A 20,383-nucleotide genomic window follows, 5' to 3' on the forward strand; every position below is an offset into this window, starting at 1 on the left:
ACTTCATTAAGCCGTTGCTACTGTCTTTCTAAATAAATGGTGGAGGGAGCAGTCTTGTCCGTGAATCGAATTCTTGTCATTAATCCTGGTAGCACATCTACGAAGATTGGTGTTTTTGATAATGAAAGACCTGTTTTAGAAGAAACAATTCGTCATGACGAAGAACAGATTGGGAAATATAAGCGTATTATTGATCAATATGAATTTCGTAAACAAACTATTTTAGAGGTGCTTCATTCTCATGGCATTAATATTTCTAAGTTAAATGCTGTATGTGGTCGCGGCGGACTACTTCGTCCGATTGAAGGCGGTACGTATACGGTAAACGAAGCAATGCTAGAAGATTTGAAGAATGGTTATAGTGGTCATCATGCTTCTAATCTAGGTGGAATTTTAGCATATGAAATTGCTTCTGGACTTAACATTCCAGCGTTTATTGTTGATCCAGTAGTTGTAGATGAAATGGAAGATATTGCTCGTATTAGCGGGATAGCTGGCATGGAGCGAAGAAGTATTTTTCATGCGCTAAACCAAAAAGCAGTAGCTCGTAAAGTTGCAAAAGAACTTGATCGTAAATATGAAGATTTAAATTTATTAATTGCACATATGGGCGGCGGTATTTCAGTTGGTGCTCATAAAAAAGGAAAAGTTATTGATGTAAATAACGGTTTAAATGGAGAAGGACCATTCAGCCCAGAGCGTGCAGGAACGGTTCCGGTAGGCCAGCTTGTAGAAATGTGTTTCTCTGGTGACTATTACCGTGATGAAATGATGAAAAAAATCGTTGGACAAGGAGGCTTAGTAAGCTTACTTGGTACAAATGATGCAATTAAAGTAGAAAAAATGGTAGAACAAGGCGATCCGGAAGCAACGCTTGTTTATACAGCGATGGCATATCAAGTTGCAAAAGAGATCGGCGGAGCAAGTGCAGTTCTTCATGGTAAAGTAGATGCCATTGTTTTAACGGGCGGTCTTGCATATAGTAAAATTCTCGTTGATGAAATTAAAGAACGTGTTCATTGGATTGCAGATGTTATTGTGCATCCAGGTGAAGATGAATTACAAGCATTAGCAGAAGGTGCACTTCGTGTACTTCGTGATGAAGAAACTGCAAAAGAGTATGCTGTAAGGGAAAAAGAAACAGTAGCTAGGGGTTGAGTAATATGGCAAAAGAATACGATTTAGTCATCGTTGGCGGTGGTACAGGCGGATATGTCGCTGCTATTCGTGCATCACAATTAGGATTAAAAACAGCGCTTGTTGAAAAAGAGAACCTAGGTGGTACTTGCTTACACAAAGGATGTATTCCTAGTAAAGCGTTACTTCGCAGTGCTGAAGTTTTTGCAACTGCGAAAAAAGGTGAAGAATTCGGCGTTGTAACGAGCAATGTAGAATTAAATTTTGCAAAAGTACAAGAACGTAAAGAAAAAATCGTTAGCCAACTTCATAAAGGTGTTCAGCATTTAATGAAGCAAGGAAAAATCGATGTATACGAAGGAATTGGTCGTATTCTTGGCCCATCTATTTTCTCGCCGATGCCAGGTACGATTTCTGTTGAATTGACGAGCGGAGAAGAGAATGAAATGCTTATTCCGAAAAATGTAATCGTCGCAACAGGATCACGTCCAAATTCTTTACCAGGACTTGAACTTGATGGTGAATATGTCATGTCATCTGATCACGCCCTAAAAATGGAAACGCTTCCTGAATCTATCATTATTGTTGGTGGCGGCGTAATTGGTATTGAGTGGGCATCTATGCTTGCTGATTTTGGCGTGGAAGTAACTGTACTTGAATATGCAAAACACGTTTTACCGCTTGAAGATCAAGATGTTTCTAAGGAAATGCAACGTTTACTTAAGAAAAAAGGCATTAAAGTTGTAACTGCTGCAAAAGTGTTACCAGAAACTTTAGTAAAAGATAACGGTGTAACGATTCAAGCTGAATTGAATGGTGAAAATAAAGAGTTTAAAGCTGAAAAAATGCTTGTATCTGTTGGAAGACAAGCAAACACACAAAATATCGGCTTAGAAAATACAGATATCGTTGTTGAAAAAGGTTATATTCAAACCAATGAATATTATCAAACGAAAGAATCGCACATTTATGCGATTGGAGATGTAATTGGTGGCCTGCAGCTTGCGCATGTTGCTTCTCACGAAGGAATTGTAGCGGTTGAACACATTGCTAGAAAAGAACCAATGCCAATTGATTACTCTATGGTGTCTAAATGTGTATATAGCAGCCCAGAAGTTGCTTCTGTCGGTTTAACAGAGCAAGAAGCGAAAGAAAAAGGTTATAAATTAAAAGTAGGTAAATTCTCATTCCGTGCAATCGGTAAAGCGCTTGTATATGGAGAATCTGATGGTTTTGTAAAACTTGTTGTTGATGAAGAAACAAATGATATTCTTGGTGTTCATATGATTGGACCACACGTAACAGATATGATCTCAGAAGCAGGTCTTGCAAGAGTATTAGATGCAACGCCTTGGGAAGTTGCACATACAATTCATCCACATCCATCATTATCAGAAGCGATTGGTGAAGCTGCGTTAGCAGTTGATGGAAAAGCGTTACACGGGTAAAAGTGAACCATTAGAAATGGATAGTGTATCGTTCTTGCTTTATAATAGAGCGGGGTAAAAAGGATTTAGGAGGGTGTTAAAATGGCTGAAGTAAAAGCAAAACGCCATGAAGAGCTTGGGTTAAGCGACGAGCAAGTATTAGAAATGTATCGCACGATGTTACTCGCACGTAAAATTGACGAGCGTATGTGGTTATTAAACCGTGCAGGGAAAATTCCGTTTGTAATTTCTTGTCAAGGACAAGAAGCTGCACAGGTAGGAGCAGCGTTTGCACTTGATCGTGAAAAAGACTACGCACTGCCGTATTATCGTGATATGGGTGTCGTGTTAGCATTTGGTATGACAGCGAGAGAGCTTATGTTATCCGGATTTGCAAAAGCAGAAGATCCAAACTCTGGCGGACGTCAAATGCCTGGGCACTTTGGACAAAAGAAAAATCGCATCGTAACAGGTTCTTCACCAGTTACAACACAAGTACCACATGCAGTAGGTATTGCGTTAGCAGGAAAGATGGAAGGAAAAGACTTAGTAACATTTGTTACATTTGGTGAAGGTTCTTCCAACCAAGGTGATTTCCATGAGGGTGCAAACTTTGCTGGGGTACACAAATTACCTGTTATTTTCATGTGTGAAAATAATAAATATGCAATCTCTATCCCTGTTGAAAAACAATTAGCATGTAAAAATGTATCTGACCGTGCAATTGGTTATGGTATGCCAGGATATACAGTAGACGGAAATGACCCGCTTGAAGTATATAAAGCTGTAAAAGAAGCAGCAGATCGCGGACGCCGTGGTGAAGGTCCAACATTAATTGAAACGGTATCTTATCGTTTAACAGCACACTCTAGTGATGACGATGATCGTGTTTACCGTGACCGAGAAGAAGTAGAAGAAGCAAAGAAAAAAGATCCAATCTATACATTTGCAAATTACTTACAAGAAGTAGGCATTTTAACAGAGGAATCTGAAAAACAAATGTTAGATGATGTAATGCATATCGTAAACGAAGCAACAGAATATGCAGAAAATGCTCCGTATGCAGATGCAGAGTCTGCATTAAAGCACGTATACGCGGAATAAGGGGGAACGTTTCATGGCTGTAATGTCTTATATTGACGCGATTACATTAGCAATGCGTGAGGAAATGGAACGCGATGAAAAAGTATTTGTATTAGGAGAAGACGTTGGTAAAAAAGGCGGCGTATTTAAAGCAACAAATGGATTATATGATCAATTTGGTGAAATGCGCGCGCTTGATACACCACTTGCAGAATCTGCAATTGCTGGGGTAGCAATCGGTGCAGCAATGTATGGAATGCGCCCAATTGCAGAAATGCAATTTGCTGACTTCATTATGCCAGCGGTTAACCAAATTGTTTCCGAAGCAGCAAAAATTCGTTACCGCTCTAACAATGATTGGACTTGCCCGGTAACAATCCGTGCACCATTTGGCGGCGGTGTTCACGGTGCATTGTATCATTCTCAATCTGTAGAAGCACTTTTTGCAAACCAACCTGGTTTAAAAATTGTAATTCCTTCTACACCATATGATGCAAAAGGTTTATTAAAAGCAGCAATTCGTGATGAAGATCCAGTATTGTTCTTTGAACATAAACGTGCATATCGCTTAATTAAAGGTGAAGTGCCGGAAGATGATTATGTATTACCAATTGGAAAAGCAGACGTAAAACGTGAAGGTGATGACATTACTGTTATCACATATGGATTATGTGTTCACTTTGCTCTTCAAGCTGCTGAAAAATTAGCACAAGATGGCATTTCTGCTCACGTTCTTGATTTACGTACTGTATATCCATTAGATAAGGAAGCAATTATTGAAGCGGCTTCAAAAACAGGTAAAGTTCTTCTTGTAACGGAAGATAATAAAGAAGGAAGCATTATGAGTGAAGTAGCGGCAATTATCGCTGAAAATTGCTTATTTGATCTTGATGCACCAATTGCTCGTCTTGCAGGTCCAGACGTTCCAGCAATGCCATATGCACCAACAATGGAAAAATTCTTTATGGTGAATCCAGATAAAGTTGAAAAAGCAATGCGCGAACTTGCGGAATTTTAATCGGGGGGACTATACATGGCTGTAGAAAAAATTACAATGCCTCAGCTTGGGGAGAGTGTAACAGAAGGTACAATTAGTAAATGGCTTGTTTCTGTTGGTGATCACGTAAATAAATATGATCCGCTTGCAGAAGTAATGACAGATAAAGTAAACGCAGAAGTACCTTCCTCTTTTAGCGGGGTTGTTACAGAATTAATCGCTGGCGAAGGTGATACATTAGCTGTCGGTGAAGTGATTTGTATGATTCAAGTTGAGGGTGCAGATGAAGTAGCCGCAACAGCTGTAGAAGAGAAAACTGAAGAGGCGCCAAAAGCAGAGGCAGTTGCACCGCTATCCGCACCGGCACCGAAAGTAAAGCAACCAACTGATGGTAAACCGCGTTTTTCACCAGCTGTATTAAAACTTGCAGGTGAACATAATATTGACCTAGATGCAGTAGTAGGCACGGGAGCAAATGGTCGTATTACACGCAAAGATATTTTGAAATTAGTTGAATCTGGAAATATTCCACAAGCAGGTGCGAAGAAAGAAGCTGCACCAATTGCACAAGAAGCTCCAGCTGCACCAACAGCTGCGCCAACACCAACAGCTCCTAAAGCAGAAGCGGCAAAACCGGTATCTGTACCAACAATGCCTGGAGATATTGAAATCCCAGTGACTGGCGTACGTAAAGCAATTGCTGCAAACATGCTGCGCAGTAAACATGAAGCACCACATGCTTGGATGATGATTGAAGTGGATGTAACAGATCTTGTTTCATACCGCAATTCAATTAAAGGTGAATTTAAAAAGCGTGAAGGCTTTAATTTAACATTCTTTGCATTCTTCGTAAAAGCTGTTGCACAGGCTTTAAAAGAATACCCACAAATTAATTCTATGTGGGCTGGCGATAAAATTGTTCAGAAGAAAGATATTAACCTTTCTATCGCAGTTGCAACTGACGATGAATTATTCGTTCCAGTTATTAAACATGCTGATGAAAAAACAATTAAAGGTATCGCTCGTGAAATTACTGAGCTTGCAACGAAAGTACGTACGAAATCATTAAAAGCTGACGAAATGCAAGGTGGAACATTTACGATTAATAACACAGGATCATTTGGTTCGGTTCAATCTATGGGTATTATTAACTATCCACAAGCAGCAATTTTACAAGTAGAATCTATCGTGAAACGTCCAGTAATTATGGATAACGGTATGTTCGGTGCACGTGATATGGTTAACCTATGCCTATCTCTTGACCACCGCGTATTAGACGGATTCATTTGCGGTAAGTTCTTAGGACGCGTAAAAGAAATTCTTGAAAATACATCTGCAGATAATACTTCTGTATATTAATAAAAAAAGCTCGCCAATTGGCGGGCTTTTTTTGCGTATACAAATTTACTTTAATTTTTCGCCATATAAGTTACTGCATACAGAATACAATATACCCTGCAATCGTATTCTCCCTTTATTTTCTACTTTGGACGTGACAGAAAAAGGCCCTGACCGCGTCTATGCATAGCTAGATGCGCTTGCCCCTCTAAAAAAAGAAGTTTATATGTCGTTTTTTCTACTTATATATACTGAGGCGCAGTTGAAACTTTATAATGTTTTTTTACATAGACAATATAGATAAACGCAAACTAAAAGGATGACTTTTAGTAAGGGGTGCCATCTATTATGCATATGCACATATTTGAAGGAGCAAAGCATCTTTCGAGTTTCGAGTGGATGCTCCGTGCTATATTGGCATATCTGTTTTTAATTATTGTGGCAAAAGCGATGGGACAACGCTCTATTGCTCAGCTTCGTTTTTTAGATCTTATTCTCGTGCTATTATTAGAGGGAAATCTATCGAATGCATTGTCTGATGAAAAAATAGGTCTTTTTGGTTCTATGATTACATCGTTTATTCTTGTCGTACTTCATATAGTAAGTTCTATTTTGACATTAAAGTGGGATCGGTGGAGACGATTTTTAGAGCCTGCACCCATTATTCTTATACATAATGGTTCCGTTCAGTTTAATAATTTAAAGAAAGCGCGGATTACAGTAGAGTATGTATTTTCGGAGCTAAGATTGCAAGGGATTACAGATATTCAAACAGTCAAACTAGCCTTATGGGAAGCGAGTGGAGTCGTTTCTGTATTTCAGTACGCAGCATATGAAAAAGTTTCTCGAAAAGATATGAAAATATACGCAGAACAATCACCTATTACATTTATCTTAATAAAGAACGGGAATATCCAAAAGGATGTTCTCTCTTTATTAGAAAAAACAGAAGAGTGGGTAAAAAACGAGTTAAAGCAGAAAGTACCGATTCAATCCATTCAATTAGCAACAGTAGATGAAAAGGGGCAAATAAATATTTTGCTTAAAAAGTAAAATAATGATCATTTTTCCATTTTATACATATGATACAATGGTGTGGACAAGGAAATAAAAAGAAAGGTTTGTGAAAATGGGATATGTGGAGGAATTACGAAAAGTAGTTGGTCATCGTCCGTTAATTTTAGTCGGTTCAGTTGTTCTTGTATTGAATAAAAATGAGGAAGTGTTATTACAACAAAGACAAGAACCGCATGGAAAATGGGGACTTCCTGGTGGATTAATGGAGCTGCGAGAATCACCAGAAGAAACTGCATACCGTGAAGTGTATGAAGAGACCGGTATTCATGTGAAGAATTTGCAGCTCATTAATGTGTTCTCAGGTGCAAAACATTTTGTGAAACTAGCAAACGGTGACGAGTTTCAAGCAGTAACGACTGCATATTATACGCATGACTATGAAGGAGAACCTACTGTAAATAAAGAGGAGGCAATACAATTAAAGTTTTTTCCGGTTACAGAATTGCCAGAGTATATTGTAGGATCACATAAAAGAATGATTGAAGTATATACAGAAATGATACAAAATAAGTGAAAATTGTAATATAATGGTGATAGAGATGCAAAAACACAGTTCTAGTTGGTAGTCCAGACGCATAATTTTTTTATGTCAGTAACCTTCCCCTCCGGGATGTCCAGCATTTCTGAATAAGTTTGTAAAGGAGGGGCTGTCAGTGAAATTGACAGTATATCATGACGGTCAGTATTTTGTAGGAATGATTGAACGAGAAGAAAATGGGAAGTTGTATGCAGTACGGCATATTTTTGGTACTGAACCGTCTGATGAAGAAGTGCTTTTGTTTGTAAATGATACGTTGTTACCGTATTTTAATCGCTTTGCTAAATGCGGAGTAGAGATGAAACAGCAAAAGCGTCCGAAAAATGTAAAACGCATGATTCGGCAAGCAGCAAGGGAATTAAAAACTTCAAAATTTACGAAAGCACAAGAAGCTATTCAATTATCGTATGAAGTGCATAAAAGAGAGAAGCAAGTGCAATCGAAAGAAATACGAGAAATAGAAAAGCGGAAAAAACGTGCCTTAAAAGTGCAAAAAGCGAAACAGAAGCATCGTGGTCATTAAGAAAAACGTCTTCGAGCAAGGTCTTGAAGACGTTTTTTAGTGAATCATGGCTACAAAGAAAGTAAGTTTACTTGTATTTTCGAAATGGTTATTGGTAAGATACAGATAGAGATATGTGAGGAGGGAAAGCTTTGATTAACTTCAACTTTTTTATGAATGACGTTGTTCGTCAAGCGCGAGAAGAAATCGTAGCAGCTGGTTATGCAGAATTAACAACGCCAGAAGCTGTAGATGAAGCATTGCAAAAGAAAGGTACAACACTTGTAATGGTAAACTCTGTATGCGGCTGTGCAGGGGGAATTGCTCGTCCAGCAGCAGCTCATTCTATTCATTATGATAAACGTCCAGATCATCTTGTTACTGTGTTTGCAGGTCAAGATAAAGAGGCAACAGCACGTGCTCGTGAATATTTTGAAGGATATCCACCATCTTCGCCATCGTTTGCACTATTGAAAGATGGAAAGATTGTAACGATGGTTGAGCGTCATGAGATTGAAGGCCATGAGCCAATGCAAGTTATTGCTAAATTACAATCGTACTTTGAAGAACATTGTGATGAAATGTAATATACGTTTTTAGAACCGTTAAGAATGTGATCTTAACGGTTCTTTTTTATACATAATTCAAGTTGTTTATGCATTGAATTATACAGTATATGCCGGTTTATTTACGCTATAAAAAGAAAATTAATTTATTTTTATTTTATTTATTGCATAAAAATAAATTTGTTGTTACAATACATTCATCGAATAAAAATTCTATAAAACATATAAATATACATTAACTAGGAGGGAAAGTAATGAAGAAGTTTTTATCAATTTCAGTTGCACTTATTTTAATCATGAGTATATTCACTGCTTGTAGTAAGGGTGGAAATGCAGGAAGTGATAATAAAAAGAAAGTGTTAGTTATGGGAACGTCTGCAGATTACAAACCGTATGAATATGTAGATGCAAAGAAGAGTGAAGACATTATCGGTTTTGATATCGATGTTATGAACTATATTAGTAAAGAATTAGGTTACAAAGTTAAAATTAAAGATATGGATTTTGGTGGATTGTTAGCCTCATTAGAGGCTGGGAAAGTTGACTTTATCATGGCTGGAATGACACCGACAGCAGAGCGTAAGAAAAATGCAGATTTTACAGATATTTATTTTGTCGCTAAAAATGTAATCATTTCTAAAGAAGGTTCAAATATTACAACATTGCAAGATCTACAAGGAAAAAAAGTAGGAGTACAAACAGGATCTATCCAAGAAGAAAAGGCGAAAGATTTACAAAAACAAGTATCGTTCCAATCTGAAGGACGTGATCGTGTACCAGAACTAATTCAAGAAATTCAAGCAGGGCGTTTTGATGCAATTATTTTAGAAGATACAGTAGCAAAAGGATATTTAGAAAAAAATAAAGAGTTAAAGAGTGTGGAAATTCCAGAAGCTGCAGATGAAGCTGGTTCAGCAATTGCGCTTCCGAAAAATAGTGATAAGACAGCGGAGTTTAATAAAGTAATTAAGAAAATGAAAGAAAATGGAGAAATGGATAAATTAGTGAAGAAATGGTTTGGCGGCGAGAAATAAGCCGCCTTTCCATCTTCTAGGGAGGACTGACTTAGGATGAACTTGGATTTTTCGCAAATAACGCCTTCAATACCATATATATTAAAAGGTTTAGAAGTAACATTAAAGATTGTAGCTGTCGCTTCTTTGCTTGGCTTTGCGCTAGGGACGTTATTAGCGCTTTGTAAAATTGCTAGAATAAAAGTTTTAAGTATAATTGCTGATTTTTATACATCTCTTTTCCGCGGTACACCGCTTGTACTACAATTAATGCTTATTTATTACGGTCTTCCGCAAATTACAGGATATGATATTTCAGCATTTTTAGCAGCTGTGTTAGCATTTAGCTTAAATTCAGGCGCATACATGTCAGAAGTGATTCGTGCTGGAATTCAAGCAGTTGATAAAGGACAAACAGAAGCGGCAATGGCACTTGGTATTCCATATGGAAAAATGATGCGAAATATTATTTTACCGCAAGCATTAAAAAATATATTACCTGCATTAGTAAACGAATTTGTTACATTAACGAAAGAGTCCGCGGTCGTTACTGTTATAGGTGCAACAGATTTAATGCGCCGTGCGTATATTGTTGGCGGCGAGACATTGTCTTATTTTGAACCGCTTTTATTTGTCGGGATGATTTATTACATTCTTGTTATGATTCTTACATTCGTTGGGAAAGCAGTTGAAGGGAGAATGAAGAAAAGTGATTAAAATTAAAGACCTTCACAAATCATTTGGAAATAACGAAGTATTAAAAGGTATTACAACAACAATTGGACAAGGCGAAGTCGTAGCAATTATTGGACCATCTGGTTCAGGGAAATCAACATTTTTACGTTGCATGAACCTATTAGAAGCACCATCGAGCGGGCAAATTTGGATTGGTGATCAGGAGGTAACAAATCCGAACACAAAGATTATGGAAGTTCGTCAGCATGTTGGAATGGTATTTCAACATTTTCATTTATTCCCTCATATGACAGTGTTAGAAAATATTACGTATGCTCCTCTTACGGTAAAAGGTACTGCAAAGGAAGAGGCGGTGAAAAAGGCTGAAGAATTATTAGAAAAAGTGGGATTACTTGAGAAAAAGGATGCCTATCCAAATCGTCTTTCTGGTGGACAAAAACAGCGTGTTGCAATTGCAAGGGCATTAGCAATGGAACCGGATGTTATGCTATTTGATGAGCCGACTTCAGCGCTGGATCCGGAGATGGTGAAAGAAGTATTAGAAGTTATGAAATCTCTTGCAACGACAGGAATGACGATGGCAATCGTTACGCACGAAATGGGGTTTGCAAAGGAAGTAGCAGATCGTGTTCTCTTTTTAGATGGTGGAAAACTTGTAGAAGACGCGAAGCCAGAGCAATTTTTTACAGTGCCGGAAAGCAAACGTGCTCAAGAGTTTTTGCAAAAAATGTTGTAACATGTAAACGTTACGTGAATAATAAGGGAAAAAGGATGACATTGTATCATCCTTTTCTTTATACTTAAGTTGAAAGTAGATCGTACATAATAGGAGCGTTAACATGTTTAAAATTGGATATCGAACAGTGAAAACAGCAGCTGGAACTGCCTTGGCTGTGTGGATTGCTCAATTACTTCATTTGGAGTTTTATAGCTCAGCCGGCATTCTTGTCATTTTATGTGTACAAAATACAAAAAGAAAATCATTAGAAGTATCTATTCATCGCTTTTTAGCTTGTTTACTTTCTATGGTATTTGCATTTTTTATTTTTGAATCAATAGGATATACACCGTTAGCAATTGGGGTTTTATTACTTCTGTTTATTCCTAGTGCGGTTATGCTTAAGATTCAAGAGGGGATTGTTACAAGCTCTGTTATTGTTTTTCATTTATATTCACTGCAAAAAATTACATGGCCCATTGTTGGAAATGAGATTGCGATTTTAACGGTTGGAATTAGTGTTGCTTTGCTAATTAATTTGTACATGCCGAGCGTTGAAAGTGAGTTAAAAGAGTATCAACAAAAAGTAGAATCTAATTTTAAGACGATTCTATTTGAAATGGCTGCCTATTTAAGAAACCGTGATAGTGTGTGGAATGGAAAAGAGCTAATTGAAACGGAAACATTACTTGAGAGGGCAAAAGAAGTATCCTTTATAAAGCTGGAAAATAGGTTTATGCGTGAAGATGATTATTACTATCGTTATTTTCAAATGCGCCAGCAACAGTATGAAATTTTAGAAAGAGTTATGCCGCTAGTTGCTTCGTTATCTTGGTCATATGAACAAGCGGGTATGGTGGCGGATGTAATTGAAAATGTCGGGAATGCAATTCGCCCCAAAAGTACAGGGGTTATATCATTAAGACAGCTTCAAGAGATGCGAGAAATCTTTCGAGAAATGCCGCTTCCAGAAACACGAGAAGAATTTGAAACACGTGCTAAGCTCGTTCAGCTCGTCTATGAAATAGAGCAATTTTTACTCATTAAAAGTCGATTTATAGGGAAATATAACATTAAAGAATTAATATAAGAAGGACGGAATGAGGTATGCCATATCTTCTTTCATTCATATTATTTATTTCCCTATCGCCTCTTTGGCCGCTCGGTGATAATCCGCGTGTTGGCGATCCGCTTATTATCGTTAATAAACAAACGAACCGACTTGCATATATTCAAGATGGAAAGATACAAAATACATTTCCAGTTGCAACAGGTAAAACGAATGATTTAACGCCGGAAGGTACATTTGATGTTGTGATGAAGGCGAAAAATCCGTATTATATTGCGAAGAATATTCCCGGTGGTTCACCGGAAAATCCGCTCGGTTCAAGATGGATAGGTTTTAATGCCCGAGGTACAGATGGTAGTAAATATGGGATACACGGAACAAATCAGCCAAGCTCCATTGGCAAATACGTTTCGCAAGGGTGCATTCGAATGCACAAAAAAGATGTAGAGTATTTGTACGATCGTATTCCCATTGGAACAAAAGTATGGATTGTGAAATCAAAAAAATCATTTGAGCAACTTGCGAAAGAAAAGGGTGCAATTGCTTACGAAGAAAGCCAACAGTATATGTTGGCTTTTTGTCATATTATATCTTGTCTTGACATGTTTACATATAACATGCGTTAATGATGATAACATAAAGTTAAACTTCCATCAGGAGAACTAGTACTGCTCGTGGATACAGTATAAATAAAGGTTATGTGAAAAGGAGTTGCTGTTATGTATACGAATAATAGACTACCATACATTCAGTTCTTAATTGGTGCTCTTGCAATTATTACTTTCATATTGGCAACTTTTAATATATGTCCATTTTCATTATCTGTTTTTTCTATTTCCCTTCTTAATTTTACTTTTGCATTAAGTGCTTTTTATGAGCAGCAATATGCAAACTTTGTTCTTTCGCTTGGAATGGGAATTGCGTTTAGTATTACAGGACTTATTATTATGGCAACATAAAAAGGGGAGAATATCCCCCCTTTTTTTTACCAAAACATACTTATGCCAGTAAGTAATGTTGTGACAAGCATGGAAATTAACATGACATAAACCATAATTTTTTGCATTTTTTTACTCATCATGATCGATCCTCCTTGCGAATCTCCTCAATCCTATTGTATATACAAACGAAATTTGGTACAAGGGTCTATTAAGAGACATTTTCTGCATAAATCCATTTTAATTTGTTGCTATGTAACAATAAAACATGAGCTGCATTCGCTTTCTCCTTTTGTTTTAATTTTTGCATGTGGCAGATAAAGAAAGCTTCCACTGATTAAAGTTTCACTATTTCTCCTTCGAAACTTTTCCAGAATTCTGTTATAATAGTCATTGTTACATACATAACAGGAGGCGCATTCTCATGATTAATCAAGAACGTTTAGTGAATGAATTTATGGAACTTGTGCAAGTAGACTCTGAAACAAAATACGAAGCTGAGATTTGCAAAGTGTTAAAAGAAAAATTCTCTTCTTTAGGCGTTGAAGTATTTGAAGATGATACAATGGGTGAGACTGGTCACGGTGCTGGTAACTTAGTTTGTACATTACCAGCAACAAAAGAAGGAGTAGATACAATCTACTTTACTTCTCATATGGATACAGTTGTTCCTGGTAAAGGAATTAAGCCTTCTATTCAAGATGGTTATATCGTATCTGACGGTACAACAATTTTAGGTGCTGATGATAAAGCTGGGCTTGCATCTATGTTTGAAGCAATTCGAGTGTTAAAAGAGAAAAACATTGCGCACGGAAAAATAGAATTCATCATTACAGTTGGTGAAGAATCTGGTCTTGTTGGTGCAAAAGCATTAGATCGTGAACGCATTACAGCAAAATATGGTTATGCATTAGACAGCGATGGAAAAGTTGGGGAAATCGTTGTTGCAGCACCAACGCAAGCGAAAGTAAATGCAATTATTCGCGGTAAAACAGCTCACGCTGGTGTAGCACCAGAAAAAGGTGTATCTGCAATTACAATTGCAGCAAAATCCATTGCAAAAATGCCACTTGGCCGCATTGATTCTGAAACAACTGCGAATATCGGTCGTTTTGAAGGTGGTACACAAACAAATATCGTTTGTGACTATGTAGAAATCTTTGCTGAAGCACGTTCTTTAGTAGACGAAAAAATGCAAGAGCAAGTTCGTAAAATGAAAGAAGCATTTGAATCAACAGCTAAAGAAATGGGCGGAGAAGCAGAAGTAGAAGTAAAAGTAATGTACCCAGGATTTAAATTTGCTGATGGCGATCACGTTGTAGAAGTTGCGAAACGTGCTGCTGAAAAAATCGGTCGTACACCATCTCTTCACCAAAGCGGTGGCGGTAGCGATGCAAACGTAATTGCGGGTCACGGTATTCCAACAGTAAACTTAGCAGTTGGTTATGAAGAAATTCATACAACAAACGAAAAAATTCCTGTTGAAGAATTAGTGAAAACAGCAGAGATGGTTGTTGCGATTATTGAGGAAGTAGCGAAGTAATCAAAAAATTGGTCAAGTTGAAACGCATGGGTAAATGACCCATGCGTTTTCTTATTACTTTACGTAAATGTTTTTCAACTATATAAACATAAATTGAAAAAACGATATATAAAAACCCTTTTCTTTTTAGCTGAGCAAGAGCATCTGAACATGCATAGTAGCGGTCAGGGCCTTTTCCTGTCACGGGAAAGAGCTAAAATAAAGAGAGAAAACGGGTACAGGTCAATTTTTTCTCCATAGCAGCGACTTTTACGTCGAAAAATTAAAATGGATTCGTATAGCTTAACAATGCAATAGTTCTTTTAGTGTTTTTACATTTTGATGATAGATTTGCGGGGAAGGCCAATTTTTGTAGTCGTTAGGTAATGGAATCGTTTCAATCTCGTTGTTTTTTTGTGCAATTGTAGTTAAGTTATGTATATAATCGATTACTTGTAAGAAATTAATCTTTGTACCTACCGAGCCATGACCTGGTATAGCTATATCAATATCCATCCTTTCAACCTCTTTTAAAATATGAATCCATTTTTGTGGATTTGATTCTTCGAAAAATGTAGGATGGCAATCAACAAATAACAAGTCACCCATGAATATCACTTTATCTTCTGGAATATACAGCATAGCATCGCAAAGTGAATGTCCGCATAGTAACGATTCCATCCTTTCAAATATTGATTTTTTTACAAGTCTTTTGATAAAATGAGAACAAACGTTCCTTTGGTGGTGAGAAAGATGCGTGAAATGTATCCGAAAAATGGTCGTGTCATTTTGCATGTTGATATGAATTGTTTTTATGCATCTGTTGAAATTGCTCGCGATGTATCGTTACAAGGAAAACCATTAGCGATAGCTGGTAATGCGAAAGAACGAAAAGGCATTATTGTAACGTGTAGTTATGAGGCAAGAGCGAAGGGAGTTCGTGCAACGATGCCTGTTTGGGAAGCAAAGCGGCTATGCCCGGAACTCATTATAAAACATCCAAACTTTGAGTTATATCGGGAGGCTTCTTTTGCGTTATTTCAAATTTTGGCACGGTTTACAGAAAAAATTCAACCGGTCTCAATTGATGAAGGGTATTTAGATATTACAGATTGCTACGGGCTTGGGGCGCCGTTAGAAATTGCTCAAATGATTCAACAAACATTACTAACGGAATTACAGCTTCCGTGCAGCATTGGGATTGCTCCGAACTTATTTCTAGCCAAAACAGCCTCTGATATGAAAAAGCCGCTAGGTATTACAGTATTGCGTAAACGTGATATACAAAAGAAGCTTTGGCCGCTTCCAGTTGAAAAAATGCATGGAATCGGAAAGAAAACAGCAGAAAAATTAAAAGATGTACATATACATACGATTGGAGATTTAGCTACTGGAAAAGCCCCTATTATTCGTTCTGTCATTGGAAATCATGGATTGGATTTACAAAAACGTGCAAACGGTATCGATAATAGAGATGTTGATCCAAGTCAAATGGGGCAATATAAAACGATCGGAAATTCTATAACGCTGCCAAAAGATGTAGATGAAGAGAAGGAGTTGTTAAGTACGTTAGAGCGCTTGTCTCAATCTGTCAGCCGAAGATTACAAAAACGTACTCTTGTTACATATAATATTCAAATCACGATTAAATCCTATAATCGTCGAACGATTACCCGCAGTAAAATGTTAGAAAATGCAATTTGGGAATGGTCGGATATTTTTCAGGCGACAATACGGCTATGGAAAAAACATTGGGATGGTGATCCTGTTCGATTACTTGGAATTACTGCTTGTGAATTAGAATGGAAAACAGAAGCGATTAAGCAGCTTGATTTATTTTCATTTGAAGAAGATGCGAAGGCAGAACCGCTTTTGACAGTGATAGAGCAATTAAATAATAAATATGGAGCGAAGGTTATTCAGCACGGTAGTCAATTGTTTCGGCAGCAAGAGAGAACATTTCAACAAAAATTAGAGAATAAATTCACATGAAAGCCCCCTTTCCTTTTAGGGGAGGACAAGAGCATCTGGCCGTGCGTAGAAGCGGTCAGGTCCTTTTTCTGCCACATGCGAGGTTTAAAACAAATGGAGGAAGCAAGTGAAGGTCATGTTGTATTTTGCATAACCGTGACTTATCTGTCGAAAAATTAAAATGTATTTATATAAGGCAAAACCTCGCAGGTGGTATCTCCTGCGAGGTTTTTAGTATAATTGTTCTTCTTAAGAAACGTAATAAATTTATTAACCGTGTTTGGTTAATATCAGTTATACTAGTAGTTTTTTGGCTTATCGGGAGTTATTTCATTAGCAATTTCCATATTTGTTAAATTTAAATTCATCGGCATAACTGTTCTATTTTGCAGGCCTCGAAAGAACCGCTGAAACGGTCGCATCATATTGGTGTTTCGGCTTGCTGCTAAACCAAAAATTGTTCCTATACTTAGTAAAGAAATCCAAATCCAATTTCTATTATTTCGTCTATTTCTAAATAATTGAAACACTCGCTGTGTTCCTCTTCCAAAAGTGAATAATGATATAAACCAATTTAGAATATTCATGTTCGACTCCTTGTAGAAAAATTTAGGAATAGATAATTAGCCCCATTCCGCATAATTTATATTGCGATATTTATGGGGATTTATGATGGAAACTTATGTTAATATATTTTCTTCTTCTTTTTTAAATATTTTTTATTGAAATATGCAAAATATATTCATCACACATTAATCGACAGTAAAATTTTCATCCCGTAAGAGCTTTCACAAATTATAAAAGAATTGCTAATGAAAGGATAACGTTAAAAACGGCATTATACTTTTAGCTAATGTCTAAAAAACAAAAGGCAATGAGGTGATTACATATATGCCAATGTTGGGTGTGGACGGTAGCAGTCTATACTATACTGTAAAGGGAAACGGGATTCCTATTGTTTTTATTCATCCTCCTGTTCTCACTTCTGTAAATTTTGAGTACCAAGTAGAAGAGTTAGCTCAAAAGTTTCAAGTTATTACTTTTGATATTAGAGGTCACGGAAGAAGTCAGTATTCAAAACAATCGCTAACTTATCCATTGATTGTTGAAGATATTAGGTGTTTATTGGATCATTTGAACATCAAGAGAGCATTCATATGCGGGTATTCAACTGGAAGTTCGATTGCATTGGAATTTTTGTTGAATTATGCCGAAAGGGCCTTAGGGGGTATTCTAATCGGAGGGATGTCAGAGGTAAAGGATAACTATCTAAAGAATAAAATTTCTTTAGGTATGACACTTGCAAAAGCACGAGCTATTCATGTTTTAGCGTTGTCCATTGCATGGAGCAATTCGAATACACAGAAATTATTCATAAAGATGTTTACAGAAGCGCGAAAAGGAAATGCGAAAAATATCGAACAATATTACCGTTATAGTCTGTATTATAATTGTACAAATCAACTTAGAAAGATTAAGCTTCCTGTTTTGTTAGTTTATGGTAAGGAAGATAAACCATTTTACGGTTATGCGAAGCTATTGTATGAAAAATTGCCATGTAATAAATTAAATTTCATTGATAATGTAAAGCATCAAATTCCTACAAAAGCAGCGAAGGATTTAAATGAAATGATTAAGCAATTTGCAACAATACATGACAATTGATAGGCATTTTGTATGTATCACTCATATGCTCCTTACCTTCTATATTTTTTAATATATTAACGGGATATATAATTATAACGTTTATGTTAGGTTAACTTTTAAGGATTTTTCAAAATGATAGATCTGTGATTTGTATGCATTATAATTCAAAAATGGTGCCTGTTTAGGTACTTCACTTTTTGTTTAAACAAAGCGTTTTGTTTATCCCAACATAAAAAGGTATCGGAAGCCGATACCTTTTTATGTTTTATATAGAAGGGATTTCGTAAATTACAATGTCTGTATTGGTTGGAGTAGAAATTCGTTGTGCATAATATGTGATGGAAGAAGGGATGTATTCTGGTACGGTTTGAACTGTATGCAATGCTATATATTCATGAATTAACTCTTTTAACGTAGACCATTGTAATTCTGCTGGTGTTTCAGAAATAAATAAACTTACCCAACGATCAAAAGAAGAAGAAAAGTCAGTTTGTAAACGAAATGCTTCTTTCATTGTTTTAGCCACCTTCTATAAATGATGATATTATTTTACTACAAAACACGAATGAATGTGATTTTTTTGTTGTTAACGTTCGTTTTGTATAGTTGTCTATATGAGCGATTCGTACAAAGTTGATTTGCCATTTTTGTATATATTCCGTAAGATAATGATAGAGATTATGAAATGCTTGGAGGATGCAACGTGGAATTTGTGTTTTTAGGAACAGGAGCTGGCGTTCCTGCAAAAGGAAGAAACGTATCAGCAATAGCTTTGCAATTATTGGAAGAGAGAGGTGAAACGTGGCTATTTGACTGCGGTGAGGCAACGCAGCATCAAATTTTACATACATCAGTGCGCCCGCGTCGCATTGAGAAAATATTTATTACTCATTTACATGGGGATCATATTTTTGGACTGCCAGGTTTGTTAGGAAGCCGTTCTTTTCAAGGAGGGACAACGCCGTTAACTGTATATGGTCCAAAAGGAATTAAACAGTTTGTTGAAGTCGCATTGGCAGTAAGTACAACACATGTGAAATATCCACTAGAGATTATCGAAATTACCGAAGAAGGTATTGTATATGAAGATAAACAATTTCTTGTGGAAACGAAGCGATTATCACACGGTATTGAATGTTTTGGCTATCGCATTGTCGAAAAAGATATTCCAGGGCATCTTCTTGTAGATAAATTATTAGAAGAAGGAATTAAACCAGGGCCAATCTTTAAGCGTTTAAAAGATGGAGAAACAGTAGAACTTGAGGATGGACGTGTACTTTGCGGGCAGAATTTCATTGGACCACCACAAAAAGGCCGAATTATTACAATTTTAGGAGATACACGTTATTGCGAAGCGAGTATTCAATTAGCACAAGATGCTGATGTACTTGTACATGAAGCAACGTTCGGCGCAGAAGATTCACAGCAGGCTCACGATTATTATCATTCTACAACAGAACAAGCGGCAAATATTGCGCTGCAAGCAAATGTAAAACAAATGATTTTAACTCATATTAGTTCTCGCTATCAAGGGGAAGCATGTAAAATACTTCTTGAAGAAGCGAAGCGAGTATTTCCAAATACGGAAATTGCAGCGGATTTGAAACATTTTCTCATATCAAGATAATGAAAAAACAATGACAGAGGTATCCACTACATCTGTCATTGTTTTTTGTTATTCTCGCAAAACGGAGAAAAACTTTAACAGTAGCATATGTGAAAAAGTACGTCCTTAATTTGAAATATTAAAAAACTTCAATTCTGCCAAAAAAGAGATATAATGAAAGCGTGTTCATTATATCTGTGCAGTATAAGTTTATATTTTATTTGTTTTTGTAAAAAAATGTAGTAAATCAAAAAGTGACAAGAGAGCTCTTATATATTATGATAGCTGATGGTGTGTATCAGTTTATTAAATGGATTCTATAAATTTATTAGTACAAATATACATATCCATTTTAAATTTCCAGCATATAAGTTGCTGCTATGTAGAATACAACATGACCGCTACTTGCTTTCTCCTTTTGTTTTCAATCTTGCATGTGGCAGAAAAAAGCCCTGACCGTTTCTATGCATGGCCAAGATGCTCTTGCCCGTCTAAAAAGAAAGAGGACTTTTATGTCGATTTTTTAATTTGTATTTAT

The 20,383-nt window shown here is 36.6% G+C and carries 23 protein-coding genes; 19 read left to right on the forward strand and 4 right to left on the reverse strand.

Annotated elements, in window-relative coordinates; all coding sequences use genetic code 11:
• Positions 1 to 54: 54 nt before the first annotated feature.
• The 15 genes from buk to ACIGHG_RS03560 all read left to right on the forward strand — a co-directional run bounded on the left by buk (position 55) and on the right by ACIGHG_RS03560 (position 13,120).
• On the forward strand, positions 55 to 1,158 hold the full coding sequence (gene buk / locus ACIGHG_RS03490; protein WP_090913937.1) for a butyrate kinase: 1,104 nt from the start codon (positions 55 to 57) through the stop codon (positions 1,156 to 1,158).
• A gap of 5 nt (positions 1,159 to 1,163) precedes the next feature.
• Entirely contained in the window at positions 1,164 to 2,585 is a 1,422-nt protein-coding gene (lpdA, locus tag ACIGHG_RS03495) for a dihydrolipoyl dehydrogenase (protein ID WP_396547234.1), read from the forward strand.
• Between the two features lie 81 nt (positions 2,586 to 2,666).
• Entirely contained in the window at positions 2,667 to 3,668 is a 1,002-nt protein-coding gene (gene bfmBAA / locus ACIGHG_RS03500) for a 3-methyl-2-oxobutanoate dehydrogenase subunit alpha (protein WP_336471315.1), read from the forward strand.
• A 13-nt stretch (positions 3,669 to 3,681) separates the two neighbouring features.
• Entirely contained in the window at positions 3,682 to 4,665 is a 984-nt protein-coding gene (bfmBAB, locus tag ACIGHG_RS03505) for a 3-methyl-2-oxobutanoate dehydrogenase subunit beta (RefSeq protein ID WP_035429503.1), read from the forward strand.
• 15 nt (positions 4,666 to 4,680) lie between these two features.
• The gene (locus tag ACIGHG_RS03510; RefSeq protein ID WP_396547236.1) at positions 4,681 to 6,003 is read left to right on the forward strand and encodes a dihydrolipoamide acetyltransferase family protein; all 1,323 of its coding nucleotides are present in this window, start codon (positions 4,681 to 4,683) and stop codon (positions 6,001 to 6,003) included.
• A gap of 327 nt (positions 6,004 to 6,330) precedes the next feature.
• Entirely contained in the window at positions 6,331 to 7,035 is a 705-nt protein-coding gene (locus tag ACIGHG_RS03515) for a DUF421 domain-containing protein (RefSeq protein ID WP_336471317.1), read from the forward strand.
• 76 nt (positions 7,036 to 7,111) lie between these two features.
• On the forward strand, positions 7,112 to 7,573 hold the full coding sequence (locus tag ACIGHG_RS03520; RefSeq protein ID WP_336471318.1) for an NUDIX hydrolase: 462 nt from the start codon (positions 7,112 to 7,114) through the stop codon (positions 7,571 to 7,573).
• Positions 7,574 to 7,712: 139 nt separating this feature from the next.
• Complete coding sequence (locus ACIGHG_RS03525) at positions 7,713 to 8,120, forward strand: YjdF family protein (protein ID WP_090913947.1); 408 nt, start codon at positions 7,713 to 7,715, stop codon at positions 8,118 to 8,120.
• Between the two features lie 152 nt (positions 8,121 to 8,272).
• Positions 8,273 to 8,686, forward strand: coding sequence for a BrxA/BrxB family bacilliredoxin (locus tag ACIGHG_RS03530; protein ID WP_336471425.1), 414 nt, complete (start codon positions 8,273 to 8,275; stop codon positions 8,684 to 8,686).
• 233 nt (positions 8,687 to 8,919) lie between these two features.
• Positions 8,920 to 9,699, forward strand: coding sequence for a transporter substrate-binding domain-containing protein (locus ACIGHG_RS03535; protein WP_396547239.1), 780 nt, complete (start codon positions 8,920 to 8,922; stop codon positions 9,697 to 9,699).
• Between the two features lie 36 nt (positions 9,700 to 9,735).
• Positions 9,736 to 10,395: an amino acid ABC transporter permease gene (locus ACIGHG_RS03540; protein ID WP_090913953.1), complete on the forward strand. Its 660-nt coding sequence runs from the start codon at positions 9,736 to 9,738 to the stop codon at positions 10,393 to 10,395.
• Entirely contained in the window at positions 10,388 to 11,110 is a 723-nt protein-coding gene (locus ACIGHG_RS03545) for an amino acid ABC transporter ATP-binding protein (RefSeq protein WP_336471320.1), read from the forward strand. Before ACIGHG_RS03540 ends, ACIGHG_RS03545 begins: the two co-directional genes overlap by 8 nt.
• Positions 11,111 to 11,213: 103 nt before the next feature.
• Positions 11,214 to 12,182, forward strand: a complete 969-nt coding sequence (locus ACIGHG_RS03550; RefSeq protein WP_336471321.1) for an aromatic acid exporter family protein — start codon at positions 11,214 to 11,216, stop codon at positions 12,180 to 12,182.
• A 17-nt stretch (positions 12,183 to 12,199) separates the two neighbouring features.
• Positions 12,200 to 12,787: a L,D-transpeptidase gene (locus ACIGHG_RS03555; protein WP_336471322.1), complete on the forward strand. Its 588-nt coding sequence runs from the start codon at positions 12,200 to 12,202 to the stop codon at positions 12,785 to 12,787.
• A 93-nt stretch (positions 12,788 to 12,880) separates the two neighbouring features.
• On the forward strand, positions 12,881 to 13,120 hold the full coding sequence (locus ACIGHG_RS03560) for a DUF3894 domain-containing protein (RefSeq protein ID WP_090913961.1): 240 nt from the start codon (positions 12,881 to 12,883) through the stop codon (positions 13,118 to 13,120).
• Positions 13,121 to 13,146: 26 nt separating this feature from the next.
• Here the strand turns inward: ACIGHG_RS03560 and prli42 are convergent, their stop codons facing one another.
• Positions 13,147 to 13,239, reverse strand: a complete 93-nt coding sequence (gene prli42, locus ACIGHG_RS03565) for a stressosome-associated protein Prli42 (RefSeq protein ID WP_090914459.1) — start codon at positions 13,237 to 13,239, stop codon at positions 13,147 to 13,149.
• Between the two features lie 284 nt (positions 13,240 to 13,523).
• Here prli42 and ACIGHG_RS03570 point away from each other — a divergent pair, with 284 nt between their 5' ends.
• Positions 13,524 to 14,642, forward strand: a complete 1,119-nt coding sequence (locus ACIGHG_RS03570; protein ID WP_090913962.1) for a tripeptidase T — start codon at positions 13,524 to 13,526, stop codon at positions 14,640 to 14,642.
• 282 nt (positions 14,643 to 14,924) lie between these two features.
• Here ACIGHG_RS03570 and ACIGHG_RS03575 read toward each other — a convergent pair whose 3' ends face one another.
• Positions 14,925 to 15,302 carry an MBL fold metallo-hydrolase gene (locus ACIGHG_RS03575; RefSeq protein ID WP_336471323.1) on the reverse strand — a complete coding sequence of 126 codons (378 nt, stop codon included), beginning with the start codon at positions 15,300 to 15,302 and terminating at the stop codon, positions 14,925 to 14,927.
• Between the two features lie 72 nt (positions 15,303 to 15,374).
• Between ACIGHG_RS03575 and ACIGHG_RS03580 the strand changes: the two genes are divergently transcribed.
• Positions 15,375 to 16,613, forward strand: coding sequence for a DNA polymerase IV (locus ACIGHG_RS03580; protein ID WP_336471324.1), 1,239 nt, complete (start codon positions 15,375 to 15,377; stop codon positions 16,611 to 16,613).
• A 278-nt stretch (positions 16,614 to 16,891) separates the two neighbouring features.
• Here the strand turns inward: ACIGHG_RS03580 and ACIGHG_RS03585 are convergent, their stop codons facing one another.
• The gene (locus ACIGHG_RS03585; RefSeq protein ID WP_336471325.1) at positions 16,892 to 17,179 is read right to left on the reverse strand and encodes a hypothetical protein; all 288 of its coding nucleotides are present in this window, start codon (positions 17,177 to 17,179) and stop codon (positions 16,892 to 16,894) included.
• A gap of 304 nt (positions 17,180 to 17,483) precedes the next feature.
• Here ACIGHG_RS03585 and ACIGHG_RS03590 point away from each other — a divergent pair, with 304 nt between their 5' ends.
• The gene (locus ACIGHG_RS03590) at positions 17,484 to 18,257 is read left to right on the forward strand and encodes an alpha/beta fold hydrolase (protein ID WP_336471326.1); all 774 of its coding nucleotides are present in this window, start codon (positions 17,484 to 17,486) and stop codon (positions 18,255 to 18,257) included.
• Between the two features lie 247 nt (positions 18,258 to 18,504).
• Here ACIGHG_RS03590 and ACIGHG_RS03595 read toward each other — a convergent pair whose 3' ends face one another.
• A complete protein-coding gene (locus ACIGHG_RS03595; protein WP_336471327.1) occupies positions 18,505 to 18,753 on the reverse strand; it encodes a DUF3932 family protein in 249 nt (82 codons plus the stop codon).
• Positions 18,754 to 18,942: 189 nt separating this feature from the next.
• On the opposite strand from ACIGHG_RS03595, the gene rnz reads away from it, so the two are divergent.
• A complete protein-coding gene (gene rnz / locus ACIGHG_RS03600) occupies positions 18,943 to 19,866 on the forward strand; it encodes a ribonuclease Z (RefSeq protein WP_336471328.1) in 924 nt (307 codons plus the stop codon).
• Positions 19,867 to 20,383 lie beyond the last annotated feature (517 nt).

Origin of the sequence: Bacillus sp. NPDC077411 (assembly GCF_044543425.1) — a bacterium.
In the GTDB taxonomy this organism is placed as follows: domain Bacteria; phylum Bacillota; class Bacilli; order Bacillales; family Bacillaceae_G; genus Bacillus_A; species Bacillus_A bruguierae.

Excerpts from the sequence above, each read along its gene's own strand:
- lpdA (WP_396547234.1), top strand. The coding sequence starts at position 1,164 with ATGGCAAAAGAATACGATTTAGTCATCGTTGGCGGTGGTACAGGCGGA.
- bfmBAA (WP_336471315.1), top strand. The coding sequence starts at position 2,667 with ATGGCTGAAGTAAAAGCAAAACGCCATGAAGAGCTTGGGTTAAGCGAC.
- bfmBAB (WP_035429503.1), top strand. The coding sequence starts at position 3,682 with ATGGCTGTAATGTCTTATATTGACGCGATTACATTAGCAATGCGTGAG.
- ACIGHG_RS03510 (WP_396547236.1), top strand. The coding sequence starts at position 4,681 with ATGGCTGTAGAAAAAATTACAATGCCTCAGCTTGGGGAGAGTGTAACA.
- ACIGHG_RS03515 (WP_336471317.1), top strand. The coding sequence starts at position 6,331 with ATGCATATGCACATATTTGAAGGAGCAAAGCATCTTTCGAGTTTCGAG.
- ACIGHG_RS03520 (WP_336471318.1), top strand. The coding sequence starts at position 7,112 with ATGGGATATGTGGAGGAATTACGAAAAGTAGTTGGTCATCGTCCGTTA.
- ACIGHG_RS03530 (WP_336471425.1), top strand. The coding sequence starts at position 8,273 with ATGAATGACGTTGTTCGTCAAGCGCGAGAAGAAATCGTAGCAGCTGGT.
- ACIGHG_RS03535 (WP_396547239.1), top strand. The coding sequence starts at position 8,920 with ATGAAGAAGTTTTTATCAATTTCAGTTGCACTTATTTTAATCATGAGT.
- ACIGHG_RS03540 (WP_090913953.1), top strand. The coding sequence starts at position 9,736 with ATGAACTTGGATTTTTCGCAAATAACGCCTTCAATACCATATATATTA.
- ACIGHG_RS03550 (WP_336471321.1), top strand. The coding sequence starts at position 11,214 with ATGTTTAAAATTGGATATCGAACAGTGAAAACAGCAGCTGGAACTGCC.
- ACIGHG_RS03555 (WP_336471322.1), top strand. The coding sequence starts at position 12,200 with ATGCCATATCTTCTTTCATTCATATTATTTATTTCCCTATCGCCTCTT.
- ACIGHG_RS03560 (WP_090913961.1), top strand. The coding sequence starts at position 12,881 with ATGTATACGAATAATAGACTACCATACATTCAGTTCTTAATTGGTGCT.
- prli42 (WP_090914459.1), bottom strand. The coding sequence starts at position 13,239 with ATGAGTAAAAAAATGCAAAAAATTATGGTTTATGTCATGTTAATTTCC.
- ACIGHG_RS03570 (WP_090913962.1), top strand. The coding sequence starts at position 13,524 with ATGATTAATCAAGAACGTTTAGTGAATGAATTTATGGAACTTGTGCAA.
- ACIGHG_RS03575 (WP_336471323.1), bottom strand. The coding sequence starts at position 15,302 with ATGGAATCGTTACTATGCGGACATTCACTTTGCGATGCTATGCTGTAT.
- ACIGHG_RS03580 (WP_336471324.1), top strand. The coding sequence starts at position 15,375 with ATGCGTGAAATGTATCCGAAAAATGGTCGTGTCATTTTGCATGTTGAT.
- ACIGHG_RS03585 (WP_336471325.1), bottom strand. The coding sequence starts at position 17,179 with ATGAATATTCTAAATTGGTTTATATCATTATTCACTTTTGGAAGAGGA.
- ACIGHG_RS03590 (WP_336471326.1), top strand. The coding sequence starts at position 17,484 with ATGCCAATGTTGGGTGTGGACGGTAGCAGTCTATACTATACTGTAAAG.
- ACIGHG_RS03595 (WP_336471327.1), bottom strand. The coding sequence starts at position 18,753 with ATGAAAGAAGCATTTCGTTTACAAACTGACTTTTCTTCTTCTTTTGAT.